Raw genomic sequence first — 26,920 nt, forward strand, 5'->3', positions numbered from 1 at the left:
TTGGGAACAAGCGTTAGCAGCGGTGAGACCGGATGCACTGAGCGGTTGGGCGCTCCAGCTTGCGGTTGGCTGGCATTATACTGTTCCACCAGAACTTACTGCGCGATAGCTTGATAGGCAGCCAGACAGGCGAGATCCACAATCTGGCTAGATGATGCATCCATTGGCACGATCTGCACCGGCCTTTCCATCCCAATCAGCAGGGGCCCGATCGTCGTACCACCGCCGAGATGATGGGCGAGGCGAGCTGTGATATGGGCGGAATGAAGCTCGGGAACAACAAGCACGTTGGCATCCGCAGTCAGCCGACAGAAGGGATACAACGCCCGAATTGAAGGTTCCAGCGCAACGTCCGGGCTCATCTCGCCGTCGTACTCGAAATCCACCTTTCGCTGATCAAGGATCGCGACCGCATCCCGCATGGGTACCGCGCGGTCATGCGGCGGATCACCAAAGGTCGAGTGCGACAAAAGAGCGACGCGCGGCTCATGGCCAAGATGCCGCGCCGCAGCCGCCGCACCGATGACAATGTTAGCCAACTGCGTCGCATCTGGTCGGAAGTTCACTAACGTATCAGCCAGGAAGATCGTTTTGCCGCGCATCCCGACAAGCAAGGTCAAGCCAAAGGGGATGGCACCCGCGGCAGGGCTGATTGCGTGGCCGATGTCGTGCAGGCAAACAGAGGCAGAGCGGGTAAGCCCTGTGACCATGGCATCCGCATCACCTGTTGCGACCAGGCAGGCGGCGAACACATTTCGGTCCTGATTAACCATGCGCTGCACATCACGCCGCAAAAAGCCACGCCGTTGTAGCCTAGCATAAAGATAGTCGACATATTTCTGATTGGCGCCCGACAAACGGGCATTGTGGATCTCAATTCCTTCAATCTCGCCAAGGCCGAGTCCGGCCATGGTTGCCTGAACTCGGTCTTCACGCCCGATCAGGATGGGCCGGCCGTATCCAGCATTACGAAATGCCACAGCGGCGCGGACGATTTTTTGTTCCTCGCCTTCCGCAAATACCACACGACGCGGGTTTTCCCGAACCATATCCATCGTGGCATCCAAAGCATCGGCGGTTGGGTCCAGCCGCCCCGACAGGCTGCGCGCGTAGCGACGCAAATCTTCGATGAGCTTACGTGCGACGCCTGAATCGATTGCGGCTTTCGCGACCGCAGGTGGCAGGCGCGTGATCAACCGCGGATCGAAAGCGTTCGGGATGATGTAGTCAGGTCCAAAGGCAAGACGGCGGCCGGCCGATGCGGAGTGGACCTCGTCTGGCACGTCCTCGCGGGCCAAGGTCGCCAAGGCCTCGGCGGCCGCGATCTTCATGGCGTCGTTAATCGTGCTGGCCCGCACATCCAGCGCACCGCGAAAGATGTAAGGAAATCCAAGAACATTGTTGACCTGATTTGGGTAATCGCTGCGGCCGGTGGCAATGATCACACCGGGATTCACCTCTCGCGCCTCTTCCGGCGTGATTTCAGGATCCGGATTTGCCATCGCAAAGATGATTGGCTTGTCGGCCATGGATGCGACCATTGCCTGGGTCAACGCGCCTTTTACGGATAGACCAAAGAATGCATCGGTTCCCTCCATCGCCTGCGCGAGCGTACGTGCGCGGGTGTTGGCGGCGTGGGCTGATTTCCACTGATTCATACCTTCGGTACGGCCCTGGTAGACGACCCCTTTAGTGTCGCAAAGGATCACGTGCTGCGGGCGCACACCCATCGCCTTGAGCAATTCGACACACGCAATTGCCGCGGCGCCGGCGCCATTGACCACCAACTTGGTGTCGCGAAGATTGCGTCCGGTCAGGTGACAGGCGTTGATCAGCCCAGCGGCGGCGACGATCGCCGTGCCATGCTGATCGTCATGAAATACCGGGATATCCATTAACTCGCGCAAACGCTGCTCGATGACAAAGCATTCAGGTGCCTTGATATCCTCAAGATTAATTCCGCCGAAGCCTGGGCCGAGAAAGCGCACCGCATTGACAAATTCATCGACATCCTCGGTGCCGATCTCAAGATCGATACCATCGACATCAGCAAAACGTTTGAACAGCGCGACTTTGCCCTCCATCACGGGCTTTGAGGCGACAGCGCCCAGATTGCCGAGACCCAGGACGGCGGTTCCGTTGGATATGACCGCAACCATGTTGCCTTTGGTGGTGTAGTCATACGCCAGCGCCGGGTCCCGTGCGATGTGAAGGCATGGCTCAGCAACGCCTGGTGAGTATGCAAGCGACAGGTCACGGGCCGTGGTGATCGGCTTACTGATCCGGATTTCCAGTTTCCCCGGCCGGCCGCTGGCATGCATCGCCAGCGCCTCCTCGGCTGAAATCCGCGCAGTTCTTGTATCGCCGACGCTATCGGCCATAGCGAGCCTCCCCTTTTGCTTTAACCAGCGTTCCTGAACGGTGCTGCTCACGCCATCATGGGCGTGCTTCGCCAGGGACGGAAGAGGTTTCGGTTGAGGCATGGCAAGTGAGGACTGTTCTGTGGCAAAAGGCTGCCGATGACCAACCGATTTGATGTGATTGTCATTGGCGGGGGACATGCGGGCTGTGAAGCCACCGCCGCGGCGGCACGCATGGGGGCGCGAACGCTGCTGCTGACCCACGCCTTGCACACCATTGGCGAGATGTCCTGCAACCCATCGATCGGTGGGATTGGCAAAGGTCATCTGGTGCGGGAGATTGATGCCCTCGACGGCATCATGGGACGCGCCGCTGACCTTGCCGGGATTCACTTCAAGCTGCTTAACCGGAGCAAAGGACCGGCGGTGAGAGGACCTCGCGCGCAGGCGGATCGCATGCTGTACCGCCGAGCGATCCGTGATTTGCTGGAGGCCACAGAGGGTCTCTCGGTTCAGGCAGCGGCGGTAGAAGATCTGGAGATCGGGCCAGACGGTCGGCTAATGGCCATTATCTGTGGCGATGGTAGGCGAATCGGCTGTGGTGCTGCCGTTCTGACGGCCGGCACCTTTCTGCGTGGGATCATTCACATTGGCAATCAACAAACAGCGGCTGGACGCGTCGGAGAAGCACCCTCGGTTGGTTTGGCGCAGAAACTCGGCCATCTCGGTCTGCCGCTGGGGCGTCTGAAGACGGGAACGCCACCGCGGCTCGACCGCCGCACAGTAGATTGGGAAGCCATGCGCGCCGACCCAGGCGACGAGCAGCCAGAACCGTTCAGCACAATGACCAGGCGGCTGGCGAACCGGCAAGTCGACTGCCGCGTGACCGCCACGACTGAAGCGACGCACGCTGTCATTCGGGCCAACATTCATCGCTCCGCGGTTTATTCCGGACAGATCGGCGGCAAAGGTCCACGTTACTGTCCCTCGATTGAGGACAAGGTTGTCCGATTTCCCTCGCGGAAAAACCACACCATATTTCTGGAGCCAGAGGGGCTCGACGATCCCCTCGTGTACCCAAACGGAATTTCCACCAGCCTTCCAGAGGACGTTCAGCGCGATTTCCTTAAGACGATTCCCGGCCTGGAACACGCTCGGCTCGTTCGACCAGGGTATGCGGTGGAATACGATTATATTGATCCTCGATCGCTGACAGCCGGCCTGGAATTGCGCGCCGTTCCGGGTCTGTTTCTCGCCGGCCAAGTCAACGGCACGACCGGTTACGAGGAGGCCGCGGCACAGGGATTGCTGGCCGGCCTTAATGCCGCGCGCCTTGCGAGCGGCGGGAAGCCCGTGTCGCTGAGTCGGACCGAAGCCTACATTGGTGTTTTAGTGGACGATCTCACGACGCAAGGTGTGACCGAGCCTTATCGAATGTTTACCTCGCGGGCCGAATTCCGGCTTAGCCTGCGAGCTGATAATGCTGACATCCGCCTGACTGCCAAAGCAATTGAATGGGGATGCGTTGGGTCGGCGCGGCGGGCTGCCTTTTCAGTCCATCAGAACGCACTCATCGAGGCCTTGGAACGGGGCCGTCAGGACGGACTTCCGGCTGCGGCGATGGGCTGCCTGGGTGTTCGGCCACCCCCGGATGGGCGCTGGCGATCGGTTCTGGATTTGGCGGGAAACGAGGCGATCGGCTGGCAGGATTTGTGCAATGTGTTTTCCTGGCTGGAGCAGCTTCCACCTCGGGCAGCCGATCAGCTTCGGACGGATGCACGATATGCGGGCTATCTCCATCGACAGCAAAGCGAACTTCGGCTGAGCCAGCGAGAAGATGGTGTGGCGCTGGACGATATCCTGTTTGAGGATATCGGCGGTCTGTCAAACGAAATACGTGAAACGCTGAACCGCATTCGGCCGCCTTCATTGGGCGCTGCATCTCGCGTCCAGGGCATGACGCCGGCAGCACTGGCGTCGATCGCAGCGTATCTTCGTAAACGTGAAGATTTTCGTCTCGGTCGCGCGGATGCGTGATCTGCCGGTGACTTCACACCTTAGCATTGCTACATCCGTCCCTCCCGCTGCCGGCGCTACGCCCGCGATGGCGCAGTGGTTCGCGGCGAAGGCTGATCACCCCGACGCGCTGCTGTTTTTCCGCATGGGTGATTTCTACGAACTGTTCTTTGCCGATGCCGAAGCCGCCGCCGCCGCACTCGACATCGCTCTTACACATCGCGGCGAGCATAATGGATCGCCAATCCCGATGTGTGGTGTCCCGCACCATGCCTCGGAGGTATATCTTGCACGACTGATCCGCCGCGGTTTCCGTGTCGCGATCGCCGAACAGATGGAAGACCCCAAAAGCCGCAGCGGAAAGATACCGATAAAGCGAACGGTTGTCCGGGTGATCACGCCCGGCACGATTATCGAGGACGCTTTGCTAGAGGCTGGCCGGCCAAACCTCCTGGTTGCCCTGGCGCTGGAGGCCGGCGAGCTTGGTGCGGCCTGGATCGACGTTTCCACGGGCCTATTCGAAACATGCAGCGTTGCCTTAGTCGACCTGCCATCCTTGCTGGGGCGCCTGGAGCCGGCGGAGATTCTTGCTCCGGACGGCCTTGATCTGGGTGACTGGACAGCGGTTCGTTCACCCGAGCCGGCTCCGTCACCACCGTTGATAGCCAGGCGTCGTCTGGCCGAGGCATTCGGCACGGTCAGCCTCGACGCGTTTGGGACATTTGGCGACGGAGAGGCCATCGCCGCAGCGGTGGCACTGGATTATGTCCGCGGCACACAATCCGGCGCGCTGCCACGGCTTGGTCGTCCGGAGCCTCTAGGACAGTCCGGGCTACTGGCGATGGATGCCGCCACCCGGACAAGCCTAGAGATCCACCGATCGCGCGATGGCGGCACGCGGCATACGCTGCTAGCGGTCGTGCGTCGAACCCTGACGGCGGCGGGTGCTCGTTTGTTAAGCAACTGGCTTTCGGCACCGCTAACGGACAAGGACGCGATCATTGCACGACAGGATGGATGGTCGTGGTGTGTTGCCAATCCGGATGCGACAAATCGGCTAAGAGCCGCCATCAAAACAGCGCCGGATATAGCCCGTGCGCTAGGACGCCTGTCGCTGAACCGGGGCGGGCCGCGAGATCTTGCCGCTATCAGGGATGGGCTGAACGCCGCCACCGCCGCCGCCAGCATCTTACATGATCCACTTCCCCAGGCGCTAGCGGAGGCACGTGCCGCTGTTCCTTCTGGGCTGACCCTCGCGGGTGAACTGACGCGGGCACTGACGGATCCTCCGCCGACTCGCCTGGAAGAAGGCGGCGCAATACAGCCTGGTTTTGATGGCGAACTGGATGCATACCGCGCGCTGCGGGATGATAGCCGCCGAGCGCTGATCACGCTACAACTCGACTACGCGCAGCGCTATGGAGTTGCGAGCCTCAAGATCAAGCATCATGCGCAGCTTGGCTATGTCATCGAAGCTGCTGGCGCGGCGGTGGAGAAGTTGCGGGGCTTTCCTGAATTAACCTTGCGACAAGGTATGGCGAGCGGCGCTCGCTTCACTGAGCCGGAACTTTCGAATCTCGACCAGCGCATCCGGGAAGCCGGGGAACGGGCCGCGGTGCGTGAGCGGACGGTGTTTGCTCATCTGGTCCGTCAAGTGCTGGAGCAATGTGACGCTTTAGCGGCGTGTGCAGAGGCCCTTTCCTTCCTGGACGTAACACAATCCACTGCGCGTCTTGCGGAAGGGGGATCCTGGGTTCGTCCTTTGATCACCGACGCGGACGACTTCCTGATAAAGTCCGGGCGTCATCCCGTCGTGGAGACCGCGCTTGCCGGCCAGGGCGGCTTCGTTCCAAACCATTGTGATCTATCGACCGATCGGCGAATGATGCTGCTGACCGGCCCAAATATGGCGGGGAAGTCGACATTTCTACGGCAAAGTGCGTTATTCGTTGTTCTGGCACAGGCGGGCTTGCCGTTGCCGGCAGAATCAGCCGCCGTTGGCATTGTCGATCGATTGTTCAGTCGTGTGGGTGCCGCGGATGATCTCGCGCGTGGGCGGTCCACCTTCATGGTCGAAATGACGGAGACAGCCGCGATACTGCATCAAGCGGGACCAAAGTCCCTGGTGGTCGTCGATGAGATTGGCCGTGGCACCTCCACCCTGGATGGCCTTGCGATTGCCTGGGCTGTACTCGAAGCTCTGCATTCAGCGATACGCTGCCGCACTATTTTTGCGACGCATTTTCATGAGCTTACTGGTCTCGCAGATAGATTGCCCAGGTTACGGCCGCATACCATGCGGGTGAAGGAATGGAAGGGCAGTGTGGTGTTCCTGCATGAAGTCGCCGAGGGCGCGGCGCGGCGGTCCTGGGGTGTGCATGTCGCGGAACTGGCCGGAGTACCGGCACCGGTGGTGCGGCGCGCTGCCTCATTGATGGTCGCCATGGAAAAGCATGGGGGAGCACTTGGTCAATCGACTTCGATTCAAGCGTTGCCTCTGTTCGCTATGGCGACAAGCCAAAATGACCCGGCCTCCGGCATGGAGGATTCAGGCCTTCTGTGCCAGGCACTGAGCGACATACACCCTGATACATTGTCGCCGAAACAGGCTTTGGACGCTTTGTATCACCTGAAGTCCATTGCCGCCGCTTGTATGCATAAGTCCACGGTATAGGGTTGATCGGATGCTAACTCCCATCCCACTACCGCGTGCCCCTGAGGCGGCCACGAACTTGTTGTCCGACACGCTGGCCGGCTTGGTCCAGGAGAGCGGCGGCATTCGCCGAGATGCCGCGGTGGGAGCGTTTCGGCGTCATTTGGCACGAATTCAGTCATATGTTCAGCATGCGTTTGAGCATGAGCAGATAACTGGATTGCAGGCGGCGCGACTTCTGGGTGCGCTAATCGACGGAGTTGTGTCGGCTCTCTTCGATCATGCGACGCGTCATGCGGACCTCGGACCAGTCGAAAGCTTAAGTATTGCCGCGACCGGCGGATATGGACGTGGTGTCCTCGCGCCGTTCAGCGACATTGATCTGCTATTTCTGACTGCCCCTCACCCGTCGCCGGAGACGCTTCGGGTCGTCGAGTACATGTTGTATTTTCTTTGGGACCTTGGGTTGAAGGTTGGACATGCCACCAGAGCCATTGATGATTGCCTGGTTGAGGGATCGAAGGACACGACAATCCGGACAGCGTTGTTGGATGCTCGGTTCCTGACCGGTGACAAATTGTTATTCGCAGACTTCCATCGACGGTTCAGGATGGCATGCAAGGAGGCTGGCGCCGCCGATTACATCGCGGCCAAGCAAGCTGAGCGTGCAGTGCGCCATCGGCGTTATGGTGACAGCCCATTTGTGGTTGAACCAAACGTTAAGGAAGGTCGTGGAGGACTTCGTGACCTGCAAACGCTTTACTGGATCGCGCGCTACGTTTTCGACACCCAGACGATGGGCGAACTGGCCGACCTGGGCGGCATTCTTACGCAAATGGAGGCGCGGCATGGCAGGCGGGCGTGGGAATTTCTGTGGACCGTCCGGTTTCATCTGCATTACGTAGCTGGCCGCGCCGAGGAGCGTCTAACCTTCGATTTGCAACCCGTCGTGGGTGCGCGGATGGGTTACACGCGACATGGTCGGCAGGATGGCGTCGAGCGGTTCATGCGCCATTACTTTCTTACAGCGCGTGAGATTGCCAGGCTAACCCGGATTTTGGAACCAGCGATATTGCGATCCGCGCTCGGACCCCCAGCCATCGAGGCCGAGACCGATAATGCATTGCTTTTAGCCGGTTTTGTGCTGGCGGAGGGTAAGTTGCTTCCCGTAGGCGGACGGGATTTTGATGCCGAGCCAATCCAAATGCTGCGCATCCTGCAAATTGCACGCGACCGAGGACTAGAATTGCATCCTCTTGCCCTACGGTCCTTCATACAAAACGCGCGACGAGCGATATCGCTCCGCACGGATCCGAAGGCGGCGAACATTTTTATGGATCTTCTATGTGGCAAAGAGCCGGATCGTCACTGCCCTGGAGGGCCAAATCCAGATGGGGCGCAATGGCTAAGCATTTTGAATGAGACCGGGTTTTTGGGCCGCTACATGCGGGACTGGGCGCGGATCGTCGGCCAGATGCAATTTGATACCTATCATATATTTACCGTCGATGAGCACACAATCGAGGCGATCCGCATCTTGAATACGCTTGAGCGGGGAGAACTCGCTGACATCGCCCCCGTTGCGTCGGAGCTAGTGGATCATGTTCAGTCGCGCCGCTCCCTTTACCTTGCAACGTTGTTGCATGATATCGCCAAAGGTCGCGGCGGCGATCATTCCGAGTTGGGTGCTGAAGTGGCCTTAGAAATTGGGCCACTGCTTGGCCTGACGGACGAGGAGACTGAGACGGTATCCTGGCTAGTGCTGCACCATTTACTATTGAGTGCCACGGCATTTAAGCGAGACATTGATGATCCAAAAACCATTCTTGATTTGGCTGACACCATCCAATCACCCGAACGATTACGCCTGCTGCTCATTCTGACCGTCGCCGATATGCGCGCGGTATCGAGCAAGGTCTGGAACGGTTGGAAAGCAACGCTTTTACGTGAACTTTACACGCGCGTAGCCGAGGTTCTGGCCGGCGGTCTGGCTACAACCGAACGCGATGTTCGGGTTGCTCAGGCTAAGCAGGCCGTTGAAGCGCTTCTACTGGAGTGGACAGAAGCCGAAAGAGAGCACTTTACACACCTTGGCTATGGTGGGTACTGGCTGTCTTTTGATCCGGAAACTCATGCGCGCCATGCTCGTCTGATTCGTGACGCGGAAAATCGGCAATCGCCTCTCACAGTCGACACTCAACCACTGCCAGCTCGCGCCGTAACCGAGGTGACTGTTTATTGTGCTGACCATGCAGGCTTGTTCAGCAAGATATCAGGAGCGCTCGCTATCGCGGGCGCCTCGATTGTTGACGCACGAATTCACACCATGACCAATGGCATGGCACTGGATACATTTTGGGTTCAGGACGCCGCTGGAGGTACCTTTGACGCACCGCACAGGCTTGCTCGGCTATCAGTCCTGATCGAGCAATCACTGTCAGGTCATTTGCGTATCGCAACAGAAATCAGGAAGTTATCAAAAATTCTGCTGGGACGACGTATGCAGGCTATCCATGCGCCGCCCCGAGTGGTGATTGATAACCGGGCCTCGAACACGCATACGGTCCTTGAGGTCAATGGTCGCGATCGTCCAGGCCTATTGCACGATGTCACGGCGGCAATAAGTGACGAAGGTCTGCAAATTGCATCGGCTCATGTGACCACATACGGTGTCCGAGCCGTAGACGTATTCTATGTAAAGGACGTGTTTGGCCTCAAAATTGAAAACGAGCGGAAGCTTAATCAATTGAGAGCCTCGCTCCTGCAAGCACTTATGAATAATGACGAAATATTGCCTCCGCCTACAATTGTAGCAAAACGTAAGCAGAAACAAGCAGCAGTCAGCTAATGGTAGACATTGGCGCTTTAGGTCACCACCAAGAGCCGATTTGCTTCGGTCGTTCTGTCAACTTGATTTCATAATGATTATGGTTCCGGAAATGCCTGCAAGCCTTCATCACACATGTTGCGTAGCCAGATTTGCTCTTTCAGCCACTTTAGGATTGGCCGCATCATTACCGCTTCATGCTACAGCGCGTCCCGCGCCAGGTTTCCCAATTATGGCTCCAGTGACCTCGCCTTGCATTTCCTCGCCGTTCGGACCTCGCATTCTTCCCAATCGACCACTTGCGGGGACTTTCCACAATGGTATTGATTTACCGGCACCCGACCGCACCCCAGTTGTGGCAGTCGCACCGGGCGTGGTCATCAGGATCCAAAAGCATGGTGTCGGGGGCTTAGAAGTTCTCATTCAGCATGATGGCTCCATTGGCGTTTATAGCCACCTAGGATTGATTGCACCTGAGATCGCAGAAGGACGGCAAACGATTTACGGAGGAGAACGACTTGCGACTGTCGGCCGCACAGGGGTTAGTTATGGTCCGCATCTATACTTTGGGATGATTATCAACGGACGCCCAGTCAATCCAGCTCCCTATTTTGCTGTGAAACCGTGTGGCAGTCCGGCGCCCACAGCGTCAGACTCACGAATTGCACCGACGCGGTTGTTTGCTCAACGCCCGTTTTGGTCAAACGACACTAAATTTGCGAACTTAGGCAACAACAGGTAACGCTGCCGGCTGTGCTTCCGCTTGCCACCGCAACGTGCCAACCGCACCGCATGATGTACATTTGGCCGACCAGATGACATATTCCGCACGACAGTTCGTGCAACGCCAAGTGGGATCTGGATCGGCGGCCGCGGCACGGCGGAGTGCATCACGCTGAGCTTTTCTGCCTTCCTCGGTATCGCCGCGTTCCTGTTCCTCGATATCCGCGATCAAGAGCCAAAGGCGTCGCTCGTTTAGCCCATCAGCTTGCGCTGCATCAGCCTGATGCCGCGCTTCCTCGGGCAATCCGGCCTCGATCGCCACTTTGCCTAAGAGAAGTCGACTCTCCGGGTGCGAAGGATTGTTTGCAGCCAAGCGTTTGGCCGACTGAAAACGCGCAAGGCCATCGCTATCACGCGCTAGAGCAAAGTCCGCTAAATCGGGATGAGGCGCTAGTTTCCACGCATTGGCAATGGCGGATTGGGCCCGCCTTTCATGTCCCGAAGCACGCTGCCGACGAGCAAAGGATAATACGGCTGGGGCGAAAGCAGGCTCAGCCTTCCATGCTTGTCTCGCAAACCTGAGTGAGCGAGCCGGGTCAGCTTCAGCATCGGCAGCAGCAATGTAATAGGCAGCGCGAGGGCCACTAGGATTGCTTAGTTCTGCTGCCTCCGCCCAATTATCGGTCTGAATTGCAAGCTCAGCCCTTTGTTGCCGCAACCAAGTCGTTCCAGGATAAGCTGCTTCGGCTTCACGAGCAATCGCCTCGGCTTTACCCCAGTCATGACGATCAACAGCCTGTCGCAGCAGGCCGCGAAAGCCGAGGAACTTTCCGTCTTCATGGGTCGTCAGTGCCCGAAAGGCTTCTTCGGCTTCATCTTCTCTGCCGGACAATCGACCAGCTTCCGCGATGAGTAGCAGCGTTTGCGGCGACTCGCCTATCAGTTGACGAGCACGGCGGGCTTCCTTTCGGGCAACCGTTTGCTCACCGGCTGCCAGTGCAACAAGTACGCGCGTGATCGCTCTCTCACCCAGCCTGAGGCGGTGCCGACGCCGCCAGCCTGCTCCGGCCTTTGGCAGAGCGGCAATGCCGCCGAGCAGACGCAGTAGAATGACGATAACGACGAGGAGCAAAACTATCACCAAAATTGCAAGCGAGGCAGAGGTTTCGATCGTAATCGAACCAATCGATGCACTGACATGTCCGGGCAGGTTGCCCAAGCTCCACGCCGCAGCAACAACAGTTGTGCCGATAATTAAAAAGAGAACAACCGTCCGCATCAGGCGTGCGCCGCGATGTCTGCGAGCGCTGATCGGGCCTCAATTAGCGCTTTGGCCTGTGCCAGCCATTCGCCCGCGGCTCTTACAACCATTGGATTTCCGCTGGATATCGCATTGACGGCAGCGGTTAAATCGCCCGCCTCGAGCGCAGTTCTGGCGCGAGTGATCGCAATCACCGGTGCATTACCGACAACAACGTCATTGCCGCGGCGAATGGTCACGAGATCCTCCGCCCGTTCCCAGGTTCGCTCAATGAACGGCGCGCTGCTGTTGCTGGGCTGGTTCGCAGCCAGCGCGGCACGCTCCACCTGCGGAAAGGCAAGGCGAAGCTGAGCCTCCGTTGGTGGCGCAGCTTCAGCATATCGAGACAGTGCCGGCGGCGCATCGGGCAAATTCCCTAGAGGCTGTCCCGCTGCCAGGGCTAATGTTGCCGCCTGTAGGCGGGCAATACGGCCAACCCGCGCAGAAACGGCATCAATCCTGTCCGCAGCTTTTTCCAAAGTGGAGACTTCACCAACCGTCTTCTCGAGTTGTTGCTTAGTCGCATCAAGGCTGGACTGGTCGCGGGCAGACAATGATTCTATCCGGCTTGACAGAAGGTCAACATGAGTCGCTAGCTGCGCTTGAGAGGATATGCGCGCTTCAAGCGCATCGAGCCGAGCTGAAAGTTTCCCAAGATCCGCTGCGGATGGTGGATTCGGTTGCTGCTCGAGACGACCAAGTCGCGAGTCGACAGCTGCCAGTTTTTGCTGGACAGCAAGAACTTCAGGCTGCCAGCCGGGCGTTTCAGGTGGCATATTCGGGTACCGCCACACATACAAGATTGCCATGGTTAAAAACAGAAAGCCTAAGCCGTACAACCATGGAAACAGGTGCGGTTGGTTCGGCCGTTCGGCGATCGGTGGCATATCTGCCTGCACGGTCGGCTCGTCAGATGACGGAAAACTCGTTTGTTTGGTCATTTCAGCAAGGCCAGCATCGCATCCTGGTTTGGCTTCGAGGCGACACTTATACGGCGCCACGTAAGGTCTCCTAATGCCACGGTTGATCGCCTGCTGATAGTCACTGCTTCGACATCATGTACGGCCTCATCGAGGCTAGCTGCCCGCAAAAGGCGAACGAAATGGCGTGCTGTCTCCGCCGAAAAAAACATGATCACTCTCACATGGCAGAGTTTTAGGTTGATTTCAGCCTCGGTCGGCAAGATTGAGACGCCTCTTGCCCGATATACGACATGTCGAACGACCCGAAATCCGCGATTTCGGAGGTTGGTGGCCAGATCAAGCCCTTGGCGAAATCCAGTCGGCAGAAACAGGCTGCCTTTGGTGGTGGCAATCGTCTTGGAGACAAGGTCGGCAAGAGCAGTCGCGTCTCCACCAGCCGTCATGACGTGCTTGAACCCGGCCCCTCTAGCTAACGCTGCCGTCACATCTCCGACTGCAAACATGAGGAGATCATGGCATGCGGCCGGAATTGCTGCCAAGGCACTCCGACTCGTGAGTATGGTAGCCTGGATTCCATGCGGAACTTGAGCCGTCTTACCCACCTGTTGGATAGACATCACGGGAGCAACCACCGGCGTAAAGCCAAGCGCGGCTACTCGAGCCGCAGTCTTGCTCGCGCCTGGCTCTGGTCTTGTTATCAGCACAACGGCCAACGCACCGCTCTTGTCAAACGACTTGGGATCGATGATGTGACACATATTCTGATATGAGCAATAACTTGACCATCTAGAGTTTGCCAGCGGGAAGGCAACCATGAAGCCGGTGCTAGGCATTGAAACTTCCTGCGACGAGACGGCTGCCGCGGTTATGGGAGCCGATGGGCGGGTGTTGGCAGAGGCAGTCCTTAGCCAACTGTCCGAACATAGACCCTTTGGAGGTGTGGTGCCTGAAGTCGCGGCTCGGGCCCACTTGCACTACCTTCCTGAACTCGTTCGGCAGGTTCTCACGCATGCCGGCGTCGACTCGGCCGGCTTAGGCGGAATTGCAGCGACGGCCGGCCCTGGGTTGATTGGCGGCCTAATTATTGGGACGCAGTTTGGAAAGGGCATCGCAATAGCTCATCGATTACCCTTCATAGCAATTAATCACCTGGAGGCTCATGCCCTTAGTGCCCGAATTCCTGGTTTGGCTGACGGTGGAGCAGCCTTTCCCTACCTGCTGTTGTTGCTGTCCGGTGGCCATTCCCAATGCATCGCAGTAACCGGTGTTGGACGCCATGTGCGGTTGGGAGGGACGATCGACGATGCGGCTGGGGAAGCGTTCGATAAAGTTGCTAAACTTTTGGGACTAGGGTGGCCGGGTGGCCCAGCCCTTGAAGTGCTAGCTGAGGAAGGTGATCCCGCCAGGTTTCCGTTTCCCCGGCCAATGCTCAGACGTCCTGGATGCGACTTCAGTTTTTCTGGGTTAAAGACTGCGGTGGCTCAAGCAGTTGCACGCCTGGGAAAAAATGCGCTTGGCAGGGAACAGGCCGCTGACATAGCCGCAAGTTTTCAACGAGCCATGGTCGACGTGCTTGCGGATCGAGCTGCCAACGCGGCAAGAATGATGCAGAATGCCTATCCAAACGCGCATTTAATGGTGGTTGCCGGGGGCGTCGCCGCAAACGCACGGCTAAGATCAACGTTGGCTCGCGCGGCCAAGGATTCGGGCTTCCAGATGTTAGCGCCTCCTGTCAGGCTATGCTCGGATAACGCGGTGATGGTTGCCTGGGCCGGGATAGAGCGGTTGCGGGCTGGCTTGATTGATGACTTGTCCCTGGACGCGCAGCCGAGATGGCCGCTGGAAACGCTGAACGACCAATCCATTTTGGCATGAACTACCGTCACGTTTATCACGCGGGTAACTTCGCTGACTGCTTCAAACATGCGCTGTTGGTCGCGCTGATCGAAGCTTTGGCTCGCAAGCCAGCGCCGTTCTATGTACTCGATACGCATGCTGGAGCTGGTAGATATGACCTAAATTCTAAACAGGCACGACAAACCGGTGAAGCTGACAAGGGAATCTACGTTTTGCTGCAGAGACAGTCACCTGAGCTTCGCCGATACCTAGGATTGGTCGAATCGCTGGGTCTCTACCCGGGATCTCCGCTGCTGTTACGAGCCTTGCTGCGCCCTGTTGACCATATCAGCTGCTGTGATGTGGGGGCAGAAGAAGTCGAGCTTCTCCGGCAGGCGTTTCACAATGATGCGCAGGTCACCGTGCATCAGCGATCCGGCTGGGAAGCGCTTGGAGCGCTACTCCCCCCAAAAGAGAAGCGTGGGCTGGTTTTTATTGATCCTCCGTTTGAGAGTCGAGATGAGTTCTCTAGTCTTGCGGATGGTTTGTTCCGAGGGTATCGCCGCTTCGCCCGAGGCATTTTCGCTGCTTGGTATCCAATTAAGCAGCTTTCCGCCGTTCGAAGCTTCATGGCTAATATGCAGGCTCTTCCCATAAGAGATATCATCGCTATTGAAATTCGTATTAGCAAACCGTTTGACCGGAGCCGGTTAAACGGGTGTGGTCTTCTGGTGGTAAACCCACCGTTTCAGTTTGATGATCGGGCTCGCTTAATTGGAAATGCTGTCCTTGACGATCTTAGCTCAACCGAAAACGAGTCCAGGACGAATGTTTATCGGATAGCTGATGAGTGACGTGCAGGTGCCTGGCGTAGTTCCTCACGGTCTGAGGTGTATCGTCGGATTAGCGGGACATGCAAATATGTCAAGGCTATCTCCTCTCGGCGGAAAATTCGCATCGTGTGACCTAATCATGCAGCTTCTGTTGCGACCTTGACGTGATGATCAGTAACACCAGTGCGTGGCATGACGGCTTATGGCGGCCTCGCTTGCTACAATCTCACTCCGATCTTGATATCTGGTTAGAGAAGAGATCATGCTGAGGGGTATGCTGACTGTCGGTGGCTGGACGCTTGTCAGCCGCATGCTGGGCTTTGGACGAGATATGTTGATTGCGGCATTGATCGGAACAGGGCCGATAGCGGATGCATTTTTTGTTGCGCTAAAGTTGCCAAATCTGTTTCGTCGTTTATTTGGTGAAGGTGCGTTCAACGCAGCATTCATTCCGGCCTTTTCAGGTTTACTACAAACCGAAGGTTTGGCGTCGGCCAAGCGATTCGCTGAGGAAGCGCTTGCGGTGATGACCTTCTGGTTAGGAATCATGACAATCGGTGGCGAAATTTTTATGCCGCAATTAATGCTTGTTTTGGCACCAGGCTTCGCAGCCGATCCGGCGAAGTTTGAGCTTGCCATAGATTTGTCGCGTATAACATTTCCGTATTTGATTCTAATCTGTCTGGCGGCTCTGGTGTCTGGCGTTTTGAATGGCTTTGATCGCTTTACGGCTGCCTCAGCCTCATATGTCCTGTTCAATATCATTTCCATTGGGTGCATGATCTGGCTTACACCCTATGTTCCGACCATCGGTCACGCGTTGTCCTGGGGAGTCACGCTTTCGGGTGTGGCGCAACTCGGGCTTCTCATGTTGGCGGTGCGCCGAAGTGGAATGGCACTAGCCATTCCTTGGCCACGGCTTACGCCGCAAATGCGGCTGTTGATGCGCCGTATGGCCCCAGGCATTTTGGGAGCTGGCGTTACACAGCTCAACCTGGCTGTTGATGTCATCATCTCCAGTTTACTTCCTGCTGGGACAGTATCGGTACTTTATTTCGCTGATCGAGTTCAACAGCTTCCGCTTGGTGTCATCGGAACCGCTGTCGGAACCGCACTCCTTCCCCTGCTGTCGCGCCAAGTACGTGCAGGCGAGGCTTTAGCCGCGATCAGCACGTTAAACCGTGCCATGGAATACGCGCTTTTTCTGACACTGCCGGCTGCCCTGGCTCTTATGATCTGCTGCTATCCCATTGTCTTGGTCTTGTTTGGTCGTGGCGAATTTACCCCAGAAAGCGTGCTATTTTCATCGCAGTGCCTTGCGGCCTATGCATTTGGATTGCCGGCTTTCGTGCTTATAAAAGTACTTGCACCTGCCTTTTTCGCACGAGGCGATACGAGCGGCCCGGTCAAAATAGGGTCTGCCTGCGTGGTGCTAAACCTTTGTCTCAATGTTGCGTTCATGGTTCCGCTTGCACATGTGGGCCCAGCACTGGCGACAAGTATTGCCGCCATCTGCAACGTCACTGGGCTGGCGGCTGTTCTGATGCGGCGTGGCCATCTCCGCCCCGACCAACAACTCCAGCGAAGGGTCGGCGGGATGATCGCGGCCTCAGTGACTATGGGATTAGTTCTTTTGGTAATGCGTCACATGCTCTTTGGTATGGAATCGCACGGCATATTCAGGATGATATCGCTTGTCGGCCTCATTATCGGGGGAATGGTTACATACGCCGCGGCTGCGCAAGCCTTTGGCGCATATAGGCTTCGGGATGTCACCAGCATGATGTTCCGGCGTCGCTTGCGCAGAACCGATGGATCGGCCATTACTTCCGTTCCAACAATTGAGACCTAGTGCATGCAGCGCGTCTTTTCCGGCATCGCACCCTCTGGAATTCCGACCCTTGGCAACTACCTCGGAGCAATTCGCAACTGGGTCAGGCTGCAGGCGGATCATGAGTGCCTGTGGTGTGTTGTCGATCTTCACGCCATCACGGTGTGGCAGGATCCAGTGGCGCTGCGGCAGCAGACGCTTGAAATGACGGCTGCCCTGCTGGCGTGCGGCGTGAATCCATCTGAGCATATTCTTTTTCCGCAATCTGCCGTTCGGGCCCACGTTCAGCTTGGTTGGATCTTTAACTGTATAGCTCGTGTTGGCTGGCTTAACCGAATGACACAGTTCAAGGATAAGGCCGGAAAGGACAGGGAGAATGCATCCTCCGGCCTGTATGTTTATCCAAATCTAATGGCTGCCGATATCCACGCCTACCACGCTACCCGTGTTCCAGTGGGCGACGATCAAAGACAGCACCTTGAGCTGGCAAACGATATAGCCAAGAAATTCAACCATGACTATGGAATGAATTTTTTCCCGAATATTGAGCCTCTCGTGCTTGGACCAGCCGCACGCGTGATGAGCCTGCGAGATGGAACACGAAAAATGTCCAAATCTGATACTTCTGATCAAAGTCGCATTAATCTGACTGATGATCCCGACATGATCGCCTTAAAGATTAGGCGGGCGAAGACGGATTCACTTCCGATACCAAGTAACCTGGCCGACTTAGAAGAGCGACCTGAGGCGCGAAATCTAATTGGCATATTTGCCGCTTTGCTAGACGCCGATCATGCTACCGTTCTGACCAATTATGGAGGTATGGGCTTTGGGCCATTTAAGGCTGCACTTATCGAACTGCTTGTCGAAAAACTATCTCCAATCGCCTCCGAGACGCGTCGGCATCTAAATGATAAAGGGTTGATCATCCGCGTTCTTAAGACTGGTGCTGAACGGGCAGCCGCAATTGCTGACCCCATTGTCGCCGAAGTTGAGCGGATTGTAGGTTTCATGTAAAGACCTCGCTAAAAAGTGCGAGCATCAGCCATGCTGACGGGTACTACAATCCGGGCGTACCAGAAGATTGAGGAGCAGGCTCAATCATGGTCGAACCAGCACTTTCCACGCGAAAGACAGCCAGCCCACGCCTGACTTGGCCATCAGGCAAGAAGGCAAGCCAGCCGTCGGCGCCCACAAACCCGGCCGGTTGCGTTAGCGCGACAAGGTCAACGCCCTGTGGCGCGACAATTACTCGAGCAATTGAAGCTGCATCGAAGGCAAGGTCAGCAAGAGGTGGCGGCGGAACACCATATTTTACCGCATAATCCTGTTCAAAATTCGCCCGCGCATTGCTATCCGGTGCTGCGTACCATGCGCCTAAAATTGAACTCGACCCGCTCGCGGCAGATGACCATAGCGCGGGTCCTACAACCTGAACGGCGGAGCGATCGACATCATAGTATGGTAGAACTGCCGCTATCTCCCGGAGATCGTCACCCGTATCGGCCAGAAGAAGGACGTTGAATTTCGGTGGAGGGATGGGCGTCTTGAGAAGTTCCTGCGCTTCGCGCCTTCCTTCGGCAGTCCCCATAGCACGGGCGGCCTTAACCTTCGCATCAATTGGACCCCGGCGATTAGCGTAATCGGATAGATCTCGCGCCGCTGAGGTGATGGATCCCATGCCAGGTGCATGCATGTGCACAGTGGGTGGCGATAGGCCGTTAGCACCCGTGGCTTTTTTCAACGCGTTAGCCATGGCTCGGCCAAAATCCGTGTCTGGCAGCAGAGCGGCAAATTGGGTCTTTCCTTGCCCCAGGGCAGCGGCAACCAATCGTCGAATTTGCTGGTCAGGCGTCACCCCAATCGTCCAGATTCCGGATTGCGATTGAGAAGTATCGTTTGTGAACGCGAGAACGTTAACTCCGGCTGATCGCGCTATGGGGGCAACGGCTGCCGTTTCCACCGATGTAAGGGGACCCAATATGACCTTGTCACCGTTCCTCAACGCTGCTTGAGCCGCCAAGACCGCCCCGCCAGCAGTCCCAGCAGTGTCAATAATATCCAGATTGGAGTTACTACCCGCTGGAAGGGCAAGTTGTGCTGCCTGCTCCAGAACCACACCCAAATCCGCGCGCGCACCTGTCAATGGAAGCAGAATCGCGACTTTCCGCGCTGACACTTGTGGACCGGCGCCCGCCAAATCTAGCTGCTGCGGGTTACCAGTGCCAAATTGAGAGCCAGATCCGTATCGTCCAGAATACTGATCCGCACAGCCTGTGACGGTGAGGGTGCAGACAAGGAGTAGGAATGCCCGTTGCAGCATCGGCCGCGTCTCCAGCAGACCTTCGAGACGGCCAGTCCGACTCGTTATCTGGCCTTGTGCTTGTTTCCACCCCGATCGGCAACCTTGGAGATGTCACAGAGCGAGCACGAACCACTCTTCAATTGTGCGACCTCGTTCTCTGTGAGGACACGCGCCGGACCGGCATGCTGCTGTCGGCGCTTGGCATCCGCGCGCGGACAGAGGCTCTGCATGATCACAACGAGGACGTCCGAATTCCTGAAATTTTAGATAGGCTGCGGCGTGGGCAAACGGTTGGTCTGGTATCCGACGCTGGCACGCCGCTTGTATCTGATCCCGGGTACAGGTTGGTTCGCGCCGTAATAGAAAGCCGAATTGCGGTGACAGCTGTCCCTGGACCGAACGCGGCGGTGACAGCACTGACGCTGTCTGGACTGCCGCCCCTACCCTTCATGTTCCTTGGTTTTCCACCCCCCAAAAAAGCCGCGCGCCGAGCGATGTTTAGCGGGCTACGCGCCGCAGAGCGTGCCGGACTAGACGCAACACTCATTTGGCATGAGGCGCCGCACCGGCTGCTTGAGACGTTGACCGACTTACGCGACATCTTTGGGAACCGATCCAGTGCCGTGGCTCGAGAACTGACAAAGCGCTTCGAAACGGTTGAGCGGGGTCGATTAGACAAACTTTCTGCTTGCTTCGAGCGCCAGGCTCCCAAGGGTGAGCTGACCGTGGTTCTTGGGCCTCCCGAGGATAAAGATCCTGAGAATCTCGACGAACGGCTACGCGATGCTCTGGCCTCTCAAACGGTTAAGGATGCTGCTGCTATGGTGAGTACCGCCACTGGACTACCCAAGCGGCTCGTTTACAGCCGGGCGTTGGAGTTGATGAATGAGGTATCCAAAACTTCAGAGTGGTAATTCACTTCTTAATCGTGGCAGTTCTATCGGATCAGCCTTACGGCAATGCATCAAGTTGGTCACACGCCCACTGTGCAGCATCGGCTACGACCAAATTGGGATCAGATCGGAGTGAAGCCGCCTGCACTCGGAGTGTTCGATCCCGTGAGTTACCGATTGCTATGAGAACGTTTCGAATGAATCGATCTCGTCCGATTCGTTTGATGGGCGAGCCAGTAAAGGTTGTTCGGAACGTTTCTTCAGTCAACGCCGACAGGCGAGCCAGATGTGGCGCGGTAAGGTCCGCACGCGCTATGATCTGTTCGTGGGAAGTGGCCGAGGCGAATCGGTTCCATGGACAGACAGCCAAGCAGTCGTCACAGCCGTAAATACGATTGCCTATCAGAGGTCGGAGTTCGTGGGGTATTGAGCCATGATGTTCGATTGTCAGATACGAGATGCACCGTGTCGCTTCAAGTTGGTATGGTGCTGGAAAGGCGTGGGTGGGACAGATGTCAAGGCAGCGTGAGCAAGAGCCGCAATGGTTTGAGGCGGCTTGATCTGGCTCAATTTCCAGATTCGTATAAACTTCGCCAAGAAAAAGCCATGAGCCATATGATCGTGATACAAGGTTAGTATGCTTCCCTTGCCAGCCGAGACCGGCGCTCTGCGCTAAAGGCTTTTCCATAACAGGCGCCGTATCGACAAAGACCTTAAACTCACATGAAAACCGTGAAGCAATAAACTGCCCGAGATGCTTCAACTTTCCTTTGATAAGAGCATGATAATCTCGATGTCTTGCATAAACCGAGATTGCACCCTGGCTGGGTTTGGACAAGACTTCAAGCGGATCAGTCGCAGGCGCATAGGAAAATCCAACAACGATCACACTACGAGCGGCAGGCCAAAGGATTTGTGGGTCGCTTCTTTCGTCGATCCTGGATGCAAGCCAACCCATGTCCCCATGGTAGCCGGCTTGTACGAACGCTACGAGTCGGTCTCGTGCTTCCGACCCAAGGCGTGCAGGCGCAAAGCCGACGGCGTCGAATCCGATTGCGAATGCATGAGTGCGTATCATCGCCCGTGGATCAGCTTGTCCTGTCACGGGTGCTTCTTTTCAAGCCAAGCTGGCTGTCTAATGTCTTTTGGTCGGTATCGCCAGGGTGCAGCATTGAAGGTTAGCCTCTGCCACGGTAATTAGGAACATCCTGCGGCGGCACCCATACCTCTGACGGTGGTAAACCCGTTTGCCAAAAAATATCGATGGGTATTCCCCCTCTTGGATACCAGTATGCCCCTAGCCTTAGCCAGACAGGATTCAGAACTCCTACCAGCCTGCCAGAGATTTCCATTGCGCAGGCTTCATGAAAGGCACCATGATTTCGATACGAGTTTAAAAACAGCTTGAGAGATTTACTTTCAACAATCCAGTTGTCTGGTATGTAATCAACGACAAGATGTGCGAAATCAGGTTGGCCAGTAATCGGGCAGAGGGAGGTAAACTCAGGACAAGTGAAGCGGACAATGTAACGCAATCCGCTTGCGGGGTTCACAATGCGCTCAAGTTCAGATTGATCTGGAGTAGTTGGTTGTGGCGTGGACTTCCCAAGTTGCTTTAAACGGGGGGCATCTTGTTCTTTCATATGAATTACTCCGACATTCTCCACGCGGTTCGGACACGCGCCGTATATGCTGTTAAGGTTCCTTCCTGGATCGACAGACGGAGGCCTTGCATAAGAGATTGGTAGTAGGTCAGATTGTGCCAAGTCAGCAGCATTGGCCCCAACATTTCTTGTGCCCGAAAAAGGTGATGTAGATAGGCTCGGCCGTGGCGAACACAAGCCGGGCACTGGCAATCTGGATCTAGTGGCTGAGGATCGGCAGCATAACGCGCGTTGCGCATGTTCCTAATTCCGGAGGATGTATAAGCTCTTGCCGTCCGCCCCGCTCTCGTTGGAATAACACAATCAAACATATCAATGCCGCGCTCGACGGCACCGACAATATCATCGGGTGTACCGACGCCCATAAGATAGCGAGGTGCATCCACCGGGAGATTGGGCAATGTCACGTCGAGCACTGAGAGCATCGTCTTCTGTCCCTCGCCTACTGCCAGTCCCCCTATAGCGTATCCATCGAATCCAATGTCCTTCAGCACGTCGGCGGAACGGCGTCGCAGGTCGGGATAGGTGCTCCCCTGGACAATACCAAACAAGCTGTAACCCAACCGTACACGAAAAGCCCCTTTCGATAGACGTGCCCAACGCATTGATAACTCCATCGATGCTCGGGCTGTCTCATAATTCGCTGGGAATGCCGTGCACTCATCAAGCACCATGCTTATTGTTGCATCAAACATGTCCTGAAGTTGGATTGAACCCGCCGGCGTCAGACAATGTCGACTGCCGTCGATGTGAGATTGGAAATCCACACCATTTTGATGAAGCTTCCGCAATCCGGCAAGGGACATGACTTGAAACCCACCGGAGTCTGTAAGAATAGGAGCCGGCCAATCCATGAACCGGTGAAGGCCGCCTTGAGAAGCGATACGGTCGGCACCGGGCCGTAGCATTAGGTGGTATGTGTTGCCGAGGATACATGTGGTTCCGGTATCTCGCACCGCGTCAGCCGTCATGGCCTTGACGGTGCCGGCAGTGGCAACTGCCATGAAGGCGGGGGTCTGAAGGCGTCCATGGGCTGTATGAAAAACGCCGGCGCGGGCACAACCGTCGGTGGCGAGCAACTGCAGGCGGGGCCCAGGCCGCAGATCAAGCGCAGATATCATGCGACGTGCGTATGACCATTGGCACAGTTTTGACAAGGGGCGCTAACGGTCTGGAGCTACAATATCAACTTAAATCCCGCAGCAGCACCGGTTGCATAACCCAGAATGACACCAGCGTCTGCCCTTGATCCACGACCGTCGGCCGGAGCCACATCGGCATTTGTCTACTCCTAGTGAAGATTTTTAGGTAGCTAGGAAGATTGGCTTGACTAATGCCCCAAACCGGTGTATATTCCTACGTAGCATAGCGGTTACAAATAGCCGGGCCGTTTGTCGCGGCGGCTGCGGTGAAGAAGGACCCACTTAAGCCGCTACTTTTGCAAACCTGATCACGTCGATCAGTATTTCTCAGCATCAAATTGATTGAGTGCGAAATTTTTGACCACATCCTGTATTCGCGCGGAAAAATTCGGGGAAGTCTCCGAACGTGGGCGGAAGAAGTACTGTGTGAAGCTGGTCAACGCCCAGCAGCGCACCATCTTTTTCTACTTGCTGAACTGGAACAACTAGCGGGCGGTTCCTCCGACCGGCTAATGGTTTTGATGCCACCTGGATCGGCAAAATCCACGTATACATCTGTTCTATTTCCGGCATGGTGGTTCACGCAGCATCCGCAATCTGCAATCATCACTGCTTCCCACTCAGCAGGCCTCGCGTCGCACTTCAGTCGCCGCGTGCGTGCTCTAATTCTCGCGAAGGAGGCCTACCTCGGATACAGTGTAGCAGCAGGCCAGCGCTCGGCTCAAACATGGGCCACGACGACAGGTGGCGAATACTTCTCAACTGGTGTTCGGGGCGCAATCGCGGGCCGAAGAGCTGACCTGATTATTGTGGACGACCCTATCAAATCCCTGGCCGATGCAGAAAGTTCGCATCAGCGTGACTACATTTGGGACTGGTTCAAGACCGACCTCACCACCCGCTTACGTCCGGGTGGAAAAATAGTCTTAATCATGACGCGATGGCATCCTGAGGACTTGGGCGGACAACTGCTCGCTCGAACACAGGCTGAATGGCGGGTCATTAGGCTACCAGCGCTTGCTGAAGCCAATGATCCATTGGGTCGACCGACAGGTGCTGCACTATGGCCTGCGTGGGAGGATCGTGAGGCGCTGATGCGCAAACGTAATCTTCTTGGGGAACGAGCGTGGGCTGCGCTGTTTCAACAGGATCCGCGTCCAGCCGGCGGAAAGTTATTTCTAGTTGATCGCCTTGGCGTTATTGATCGTCACGATTGGAATCTTTCACAGGCAACCACAAGAGCATGGGACCTGGCCGCAACCGGAGCAACCAGCCAAAACGATCCTGACTGGACAGTCGGCATCAAGTTAGCGCTACAGCCCGACGGTCGCTGTGTTATCGTTGATGTGGTTCGTATCCGCGGCACACCTCGGCAAGTCGAAGAGCTCGTCGTCAGTACGGCACACAGTGATGGAACAAAAGTAATAGTAGCTATACCGGAAGATCCTGGTCAAGCCGGAAAAAGTCAAATGGCGTACTTGACGAGGCAACTCGCCGGCTTCCATGTCACTGCGGCACGAGAGACGGGCTCAAAGGCGACCCGAGCAATGCCTGTTGCGTCGCAGATCGAAGCAGGAAACATATCAATGTTGCGCGCCGATTGGAACCGGGTGTTTGTCGAAGAGCTTCGTGATTTTCCCTTTGGTCGAAAGGATGACCAAGTGGACGCTCTAGTTCGGGCCTTCACAACTTTGTCTACTCGACTTCGTTCCGCTAAAGCGATTAATATTCCGATGTTTAACCGATAGAAGTCAGGAATGCCAGCTTTTGGATATGTATGTTTGACACTCTATGCGAGCTGATCCCAACAGACCGCGACTATCCGGACAGAGTGCGCCAGCTCAACATTTTGAATCGTGTACTTGCCGGCACGTTGTATGATATTCTACCGTACCATTTTCATGAGGAGAGGAGCGAGAGCGGCGAATACATTCCACTAAGGAAGCGCCGGCCAAGCGTACGATATCCGCTGTGTAGAATCGTTGTCGAGGACAGTGTCTCTCTACTCTTTAGCGAGGGTCACTTTCCGACCATTGACAGCACGGAAAGCGGTGTTCGACAAGTATTCGCTGACATCGTAAAAGAAAGTCATATCAATACAATAATGATAGACGCTGCAGTGAAAGGCGCAGTCGGCTCAGTTGCTTTATTGATGCGCGTGCTAAAAGGCCGGATCTTTATTGACGTGCTTGCGACCACTTATCTTACGCCAAGCTGGAATTTATACGCGCTGGATACTCTATCGCAGGTTGACGAGCAATATAAAACGTCGGGAGCCGATCTAGTTCGGAACGGCTATACGATAGAAGACCCGAGCCAAGAGTTCTGGTTTGCTAGAAGGTGGGATACCGAAAGAGAAATTTGGTTTGAACCGTCGCCGGTTGGTGAGCCGAATCCCTTTCTCGTTGATAATGCCAGGACAGTCGTCCACAAGCTCGGGATCGTCCCAATCGTGTGGATTAAAAACCTTCCGGGAATGTCAGCGACCGGTAATTCCTGCGATGGGGGCTCCACTTTCGCGGCCGCTATGCATACGCAGGTTGAAATCGATTACCAGCTAAGCCAGGTAGGCCGTGGCTTGAAGTATAGCAGCGATCCAACCCTGCTGTTGAAGGACCCTGCATTACACGACACGGATATTATAAAGGGTGCCGGAAACGCGTTAATCGTGTCAGAGAAAGGTGATGCCCGCCTTCTCGAGATCGGCGGGACTGCTTGCAACGCCGTTATTGACTATGTGCGTAATCTACGCGAACTGGCGCTAGAGAGCATTCACGGTAGTCGAGCCAGCCCTGAGCGAATGGCAACGGCGCAGTCGGGACGGGCGTTGGAGTTGCTTAACCAGGGGCTGATCTGGTTGGCTGACAATCTGCGGGTTAGCTACGGAGAGGTTGCTCTCATACAGCTTGCGCGCCTCATTGCTCGGGCGTCCCAAACATACACTCTTGTCGTGCTTGGCAAAGAAGTCGAGGCAATTGATCCTGGTGTGAACCTAAGTCTCAAATGGCCGCGGTGGTACCCATTATCAGCTGACGATCGTCAGAAGGACGCGCAGTCTCTGACATCGCTTGTCGCCGCCGGCTGTATCAGTCGGGAGACGGTGCTGAAAGCTATCGCGAGCTCCTACGACATTGAATTTATTGAAGACGAGACTCAGTCAGTCATCAACAACAATCTTGGAGATCCAGATGGTTGATCTTTCGGCGGACGAGATGATCCCCTCCAACCAAAGCGCTTCATCCCCAACTGCGCCTGAGGATGTGACTGCGGAGATGGCGAAGTTGCGTGCCGATTTCCAATCACGCTTGATTGCAGCAAACCTTCGTACAGAGGCCGTTCGCGCGGGAATGATAGATCTGGATGGGTTGAAGTTAATTAACTTGTCGGATGCTCAACTTGGCCCTGATGATAAAGTTGTTGGGAGCCGGCAAATCATGGACGATTTGCGACGTCAAAAACCATGGCTGTTTGGTGCAACGTCTTCGTCAAGCGCCGCTTTGGCACCAGCATCGCAACCAGTGCGTCGGAAATCAGCGCTGGAAATGACGAACGAAGAATATGTGGCAGCGCGAGCAGCTTTGACTAAAAGACGTTACTAACTCTGTTGCTGATTT

General features: G+C 56.2%; 20 protein-coding genes. 12 read left to right on the forward strand and 8 right to left on the reverse strand.

Annotation, left to right across the window (positions count from 1 at the left end):
- Window positions 1-95 precede the first annotated feature (95 nt).
- Window positions 96-2,561, reverse strand: coding sequence for an NADP-dependent malic enzyme (locus ACQY4S_RS18555; protein ID WP_428486705.1), 2,466 nt, complete (start codon window positions 2,559-2,561; stop codon window positions 96-98).
- Between ACQY4S_RS18555 and mnmG the strand changes: the two genes are divergently transcribed.
- The 4 genes from mnmG (at window position 2,520) to ACQY4S_RS18575 (ending at window position 10,598) form a co-directional block, all read left to right on the forward strand.
- Entirely contained in the window at window positions 2,520-4,397 is a 1,878-nt protein-coding gene (gene mnmG / locus ACQY4S_RS18560) for a tRNA uridine-5-carboxymethylaminomethyl(34) synthesis enzyme MnmG (protein ID WP_428486706.1), read from the forward strand. The genes ACQY4S_RS18555 and mnmG overlap by 42 nt on opposite strands.
- On the forward strand, window positions 4,390-7,050 hold the full coding sequence (gene mutS / locus ACQY4S_RS18565; RefSeq protein WP_428486707.1) for a DNA mismatch repair protein MutS: 2,661 nt from the start codon (window positions 4,390-4,392) through the stop codon (window positions 7,048-7,050). The genes mnmG and mutS overlap by 8 nt, the downstream gene beginning before the upstream one ends.
- Before the next feature lie 10 nt (window positions 7,051-7,060).
- A complete protein-coding gene (locus ACQY4S_RS18570; protein ID WP_428486708.1) occupies window positions 7,061-9,877 on the forward strand; it encodes a [protein-PII] uridylyltransferase in 2,817 nt (938 codons plus the stop codon).
- A 211-nt stretch (window positions 9,878-10,088) separates the two neighbouring features.
- Window positions 10,089-10,598, forward strand: coding sequence for a M23 family metallopeptidase (locus tag ACQY4S_RS18575; protein WP_428486709.1), 510 nt, complete (start codon window positions 10,089-10,091; stop codon window positions 10,596-10,598).
- Here the strand turns inward: ACQY4S_RS18575 and ACQY4S_RS18580 are convergent.
- The 3 genes from ACQY4S_RS18580 to ACQY4S_RS18590 are packed head-to-tail and all read right to left on the reverse strand — an operon-like array spanning window position 10,581 to window position 13,635.
- Window positions 10,581-11,858 carry a heme biosynthesis HemY N-terminal domain-containing protein gene (locus tag ACQY4S_RS18580; protein WP_428486710.1) on the reverse strand — a complete coding sequence of 426 codons (1,278 nt, stop codon included), beginning with the start codon at window positions 11,856-11,858 and terminating at the stop codon, window positions 10,581-10,583. The two genes, ACQY4S_RS18575 and ACQY4S_RS18580, sit on opposite strands and share 18 nt — an antisense overlap.
- Window positions 11,858-12,880, reverse strand: coding sequence for a COG4223 family protein (locus ACQY4S_RS18585; protein WP_428486711.1), 1,023 nt, complete (start codon window positions 12,878-12,880; stop codon window positions 11,858-11,860). Before ACQY4S_RS18585 ends, ACQY4S_RS18580 begins: the two co-directional genes overlap by 1 nt.
- Complete coding sequence (locus ACQY4S_RS18590) at window positions 12,817-13,635, reverse strand: uroporphyrinogen-III synthase (RefSeq protein ID WP_428486712.1); 819 nt, start codon at window positions 13,633-13,635, stop codon at window positions 12,817-12,819. The genes ACQY4S_RS18585 and ACQY4S_RS18590 overlap by 64 nt, the downstream gene beginning before the upstream one ends.
- Here ACQY4S_RS18590 and tsaD point away from each other — a divergent pair.
- The 4 genes from tsaD (at window position 13,616) to trpS (ending at window position 18,319) form a co-directional block, all read left to right on the forward strand.
- Window positions 13,616-14,677: a tRNA (adenosine(37)-N6)-threonylcarbamoyltransferase complex transferase subunit TsaD gene (tsaD, locus tag ACQY4S_RS18595; protein WP_428486713.1), complete on the forward strand. Its 1,062-nt coding sequence runs from the start codon at window positions 13,616-13,618 to the stop codon at window positions 14,675-14,677. The two genes, ACQY4S_RS18590 and tsaD, sit on opposite strands and share 20 nt — an antisense overlap.
- A complete protein-coding gene (locus tag ACQY4S_RS18600) occupies window positions 14,674-15,492 on the forward strand; it encodes a 23S rRNA (adenine(2030)-N(6))-methyltransferase RlmJ (RefSeq protein WP_428486714.1) in 819 nt (272 codons plus the stop codon). The genes tsaD and ACQY4S_RS18600 overlap by 4 nt, the downstream gene beginning before the upstream one ends.
- Before the next feature lie 253 nt (window positions 15,493-15,745).
- A complete protein-coding gene (gene murJ / locus ACQY4S_RS18605; RefSeq protein ID WP_428486715.1) occupies window positions 15,746-17,323 on the forward strand; it encodes a murein biosynthesis integral membrane protein MurJ in 1,578 nt (525 codons plus the stop codon).
- 3 nt (window positions 17,324-17,326) lie between these two features.
- Window positions 17,327-18,319 carry a tryptophan--tRNA ligase gene (gene trpS, locus ACQY4S_RS18610; protein WP_428486716.1) on the forward strand — a complete coding sequence of 331 codons (993 nt, stop codon included), beginning with the start codon at window positions 17,327-17,329 and terminating at the stop codon, window positions 18,317-18,319.
- Window positions 18,320-18,362: 43 nt separating this feature from the next.
- On the opposite strand, the gene ACQY4S_RS18615 is transcribed toward trpS, so the two are convergent.
- Complete coding sequence (locus tag ACQY4S_RS18615; protein ID WP_428486717.1) at window positions 18,363-19,625, reverse strand: penicillin-binding protein activator; 1,263 nt, start codon at window positions 19,623-19,625, stop codon at window positions 18,363-18,365.
- Here ACQY4S_RS18615 and rsmI point away from each other — a divergent pair.
- The gene (gene rsmI, locus ACQY4S_RS18620) at window positions 19,610-20,521 is read left to right on the forward strand and encodes a 16S rRNA (cytidine(1402)-2'-O)-methyltransferase (protein WP_428486718.1); all 912 of its coding nucleotides are present in this window, start codon (window positions 19,610-19,612) and stop codon (window positions 20,519-20,521) included. The genes ACQY4S_RS18615 and rsmI overlap by 16 nt on opposite strands.
- 37 nt (window positions 20,522-20,558) lie before the next feature.
- Here the strand turns inward: rsmI and queG are convergent, their stop codons facing one another.
- The 3 genes from queG to tgt form a co-directional block, all read right to left on the reverse strand.
- Window positions 20,559-21,578: a tRNA epoxyqueuosine(34) reductase QueG gene (gene queG, locus ACQY4S_RS18625; protein ID WP_428488456.1), complete on the reverse strand. Its 1,020-nt coding sequence runs from the start codon at window positions 21,576-21,578 to the stop codon at window positions 20,559-20,561.
- 100 nt (window positions 21,579-21,678) lie between these two features.
- Window positions 21,679-22,143, reverse strand: a complete 465-nt coding sequence (queF, locus tag ACQY4S_RS18630) for a preQ(1) synthase (RefSeq protein ID WP_428486719.1) — start codon at window positions 22,141-22,143, stop codon at window positions 21,679-21,681.
- Window positions 22,144-22,148: 5 nt separating this feature from the next.
- On the reverse strand, window positions 22,149-23,285 hold the full coding sequence (gene tgt, locus ACQY4S_RS18635) for a tRNA guanosine(34) transglycosylase Tgt (RefSeq protein WP_428486720.1): 1,137 nt from the start codon (window positions 23,283-23,285) through the stop codon (window positions 22,149-22,151).
- A gap of 359 nt (window positions 23,286-23,644) precedes the next feature.
- Between tgt and terL the strand changes: the two genes are divergently transcribed.
- Genes terL through ACQY4S_RS18650 form a run of 3 tightly spaced genes read left to right on the forward strand, consistent with a single transcriptional unit; the run spans window position 23,645 to window position 26,905 of the window.
- Window positions 23,645-25,054, forward strand: a complete 1,410-nt coding sequence (gene terL, locus ACQY4S_RS18640; RefSeq protein ID WP_428486721.1) for a phage terminase large subunit — start codon at window positions 23,645-23,647, stop codon at window positions 25,052-25,054.
- 29 nt (window positions 25,055-25,083) lie between these two features.
- On the forward strand, window positions 25,084-26,502 hold the full coding sequence (locus tag ACQY4S_RS18645) for a phage portal protein (RefSeq protein WP_428486722.1): 1,419 nt from the start codon (window positions 25,084-25,086) through the stop codon (window positions 26,500-26,502).
- Window positions 26,495-26,905: a hypothetical protein gene (locus ACQY4S_RS18650; protein WP_428486723.1), complete on the forward strand. Its 411-nt coding sequence runs from the start codon at window positions 26,495-26,497 to the stop codon at window positions 26,903-26,905. The genes ACQY4S_RS18645 and ACQY4S_RS18650 overlap by 8 nt, the downstream gene beginning before the upstream one ends.
- Window positions 26,906-26,920: the final 15 nt, after the last annotated feature.

The sequence above is a fragment of the Rhodopila sp. genome (assembly GCF_965276935.1).
Lineage (GTDB): Bacteria > Pseudomonadota > Alphaproteobacteria > Acetobacterales > Acetobacteraceae > Rhodopila.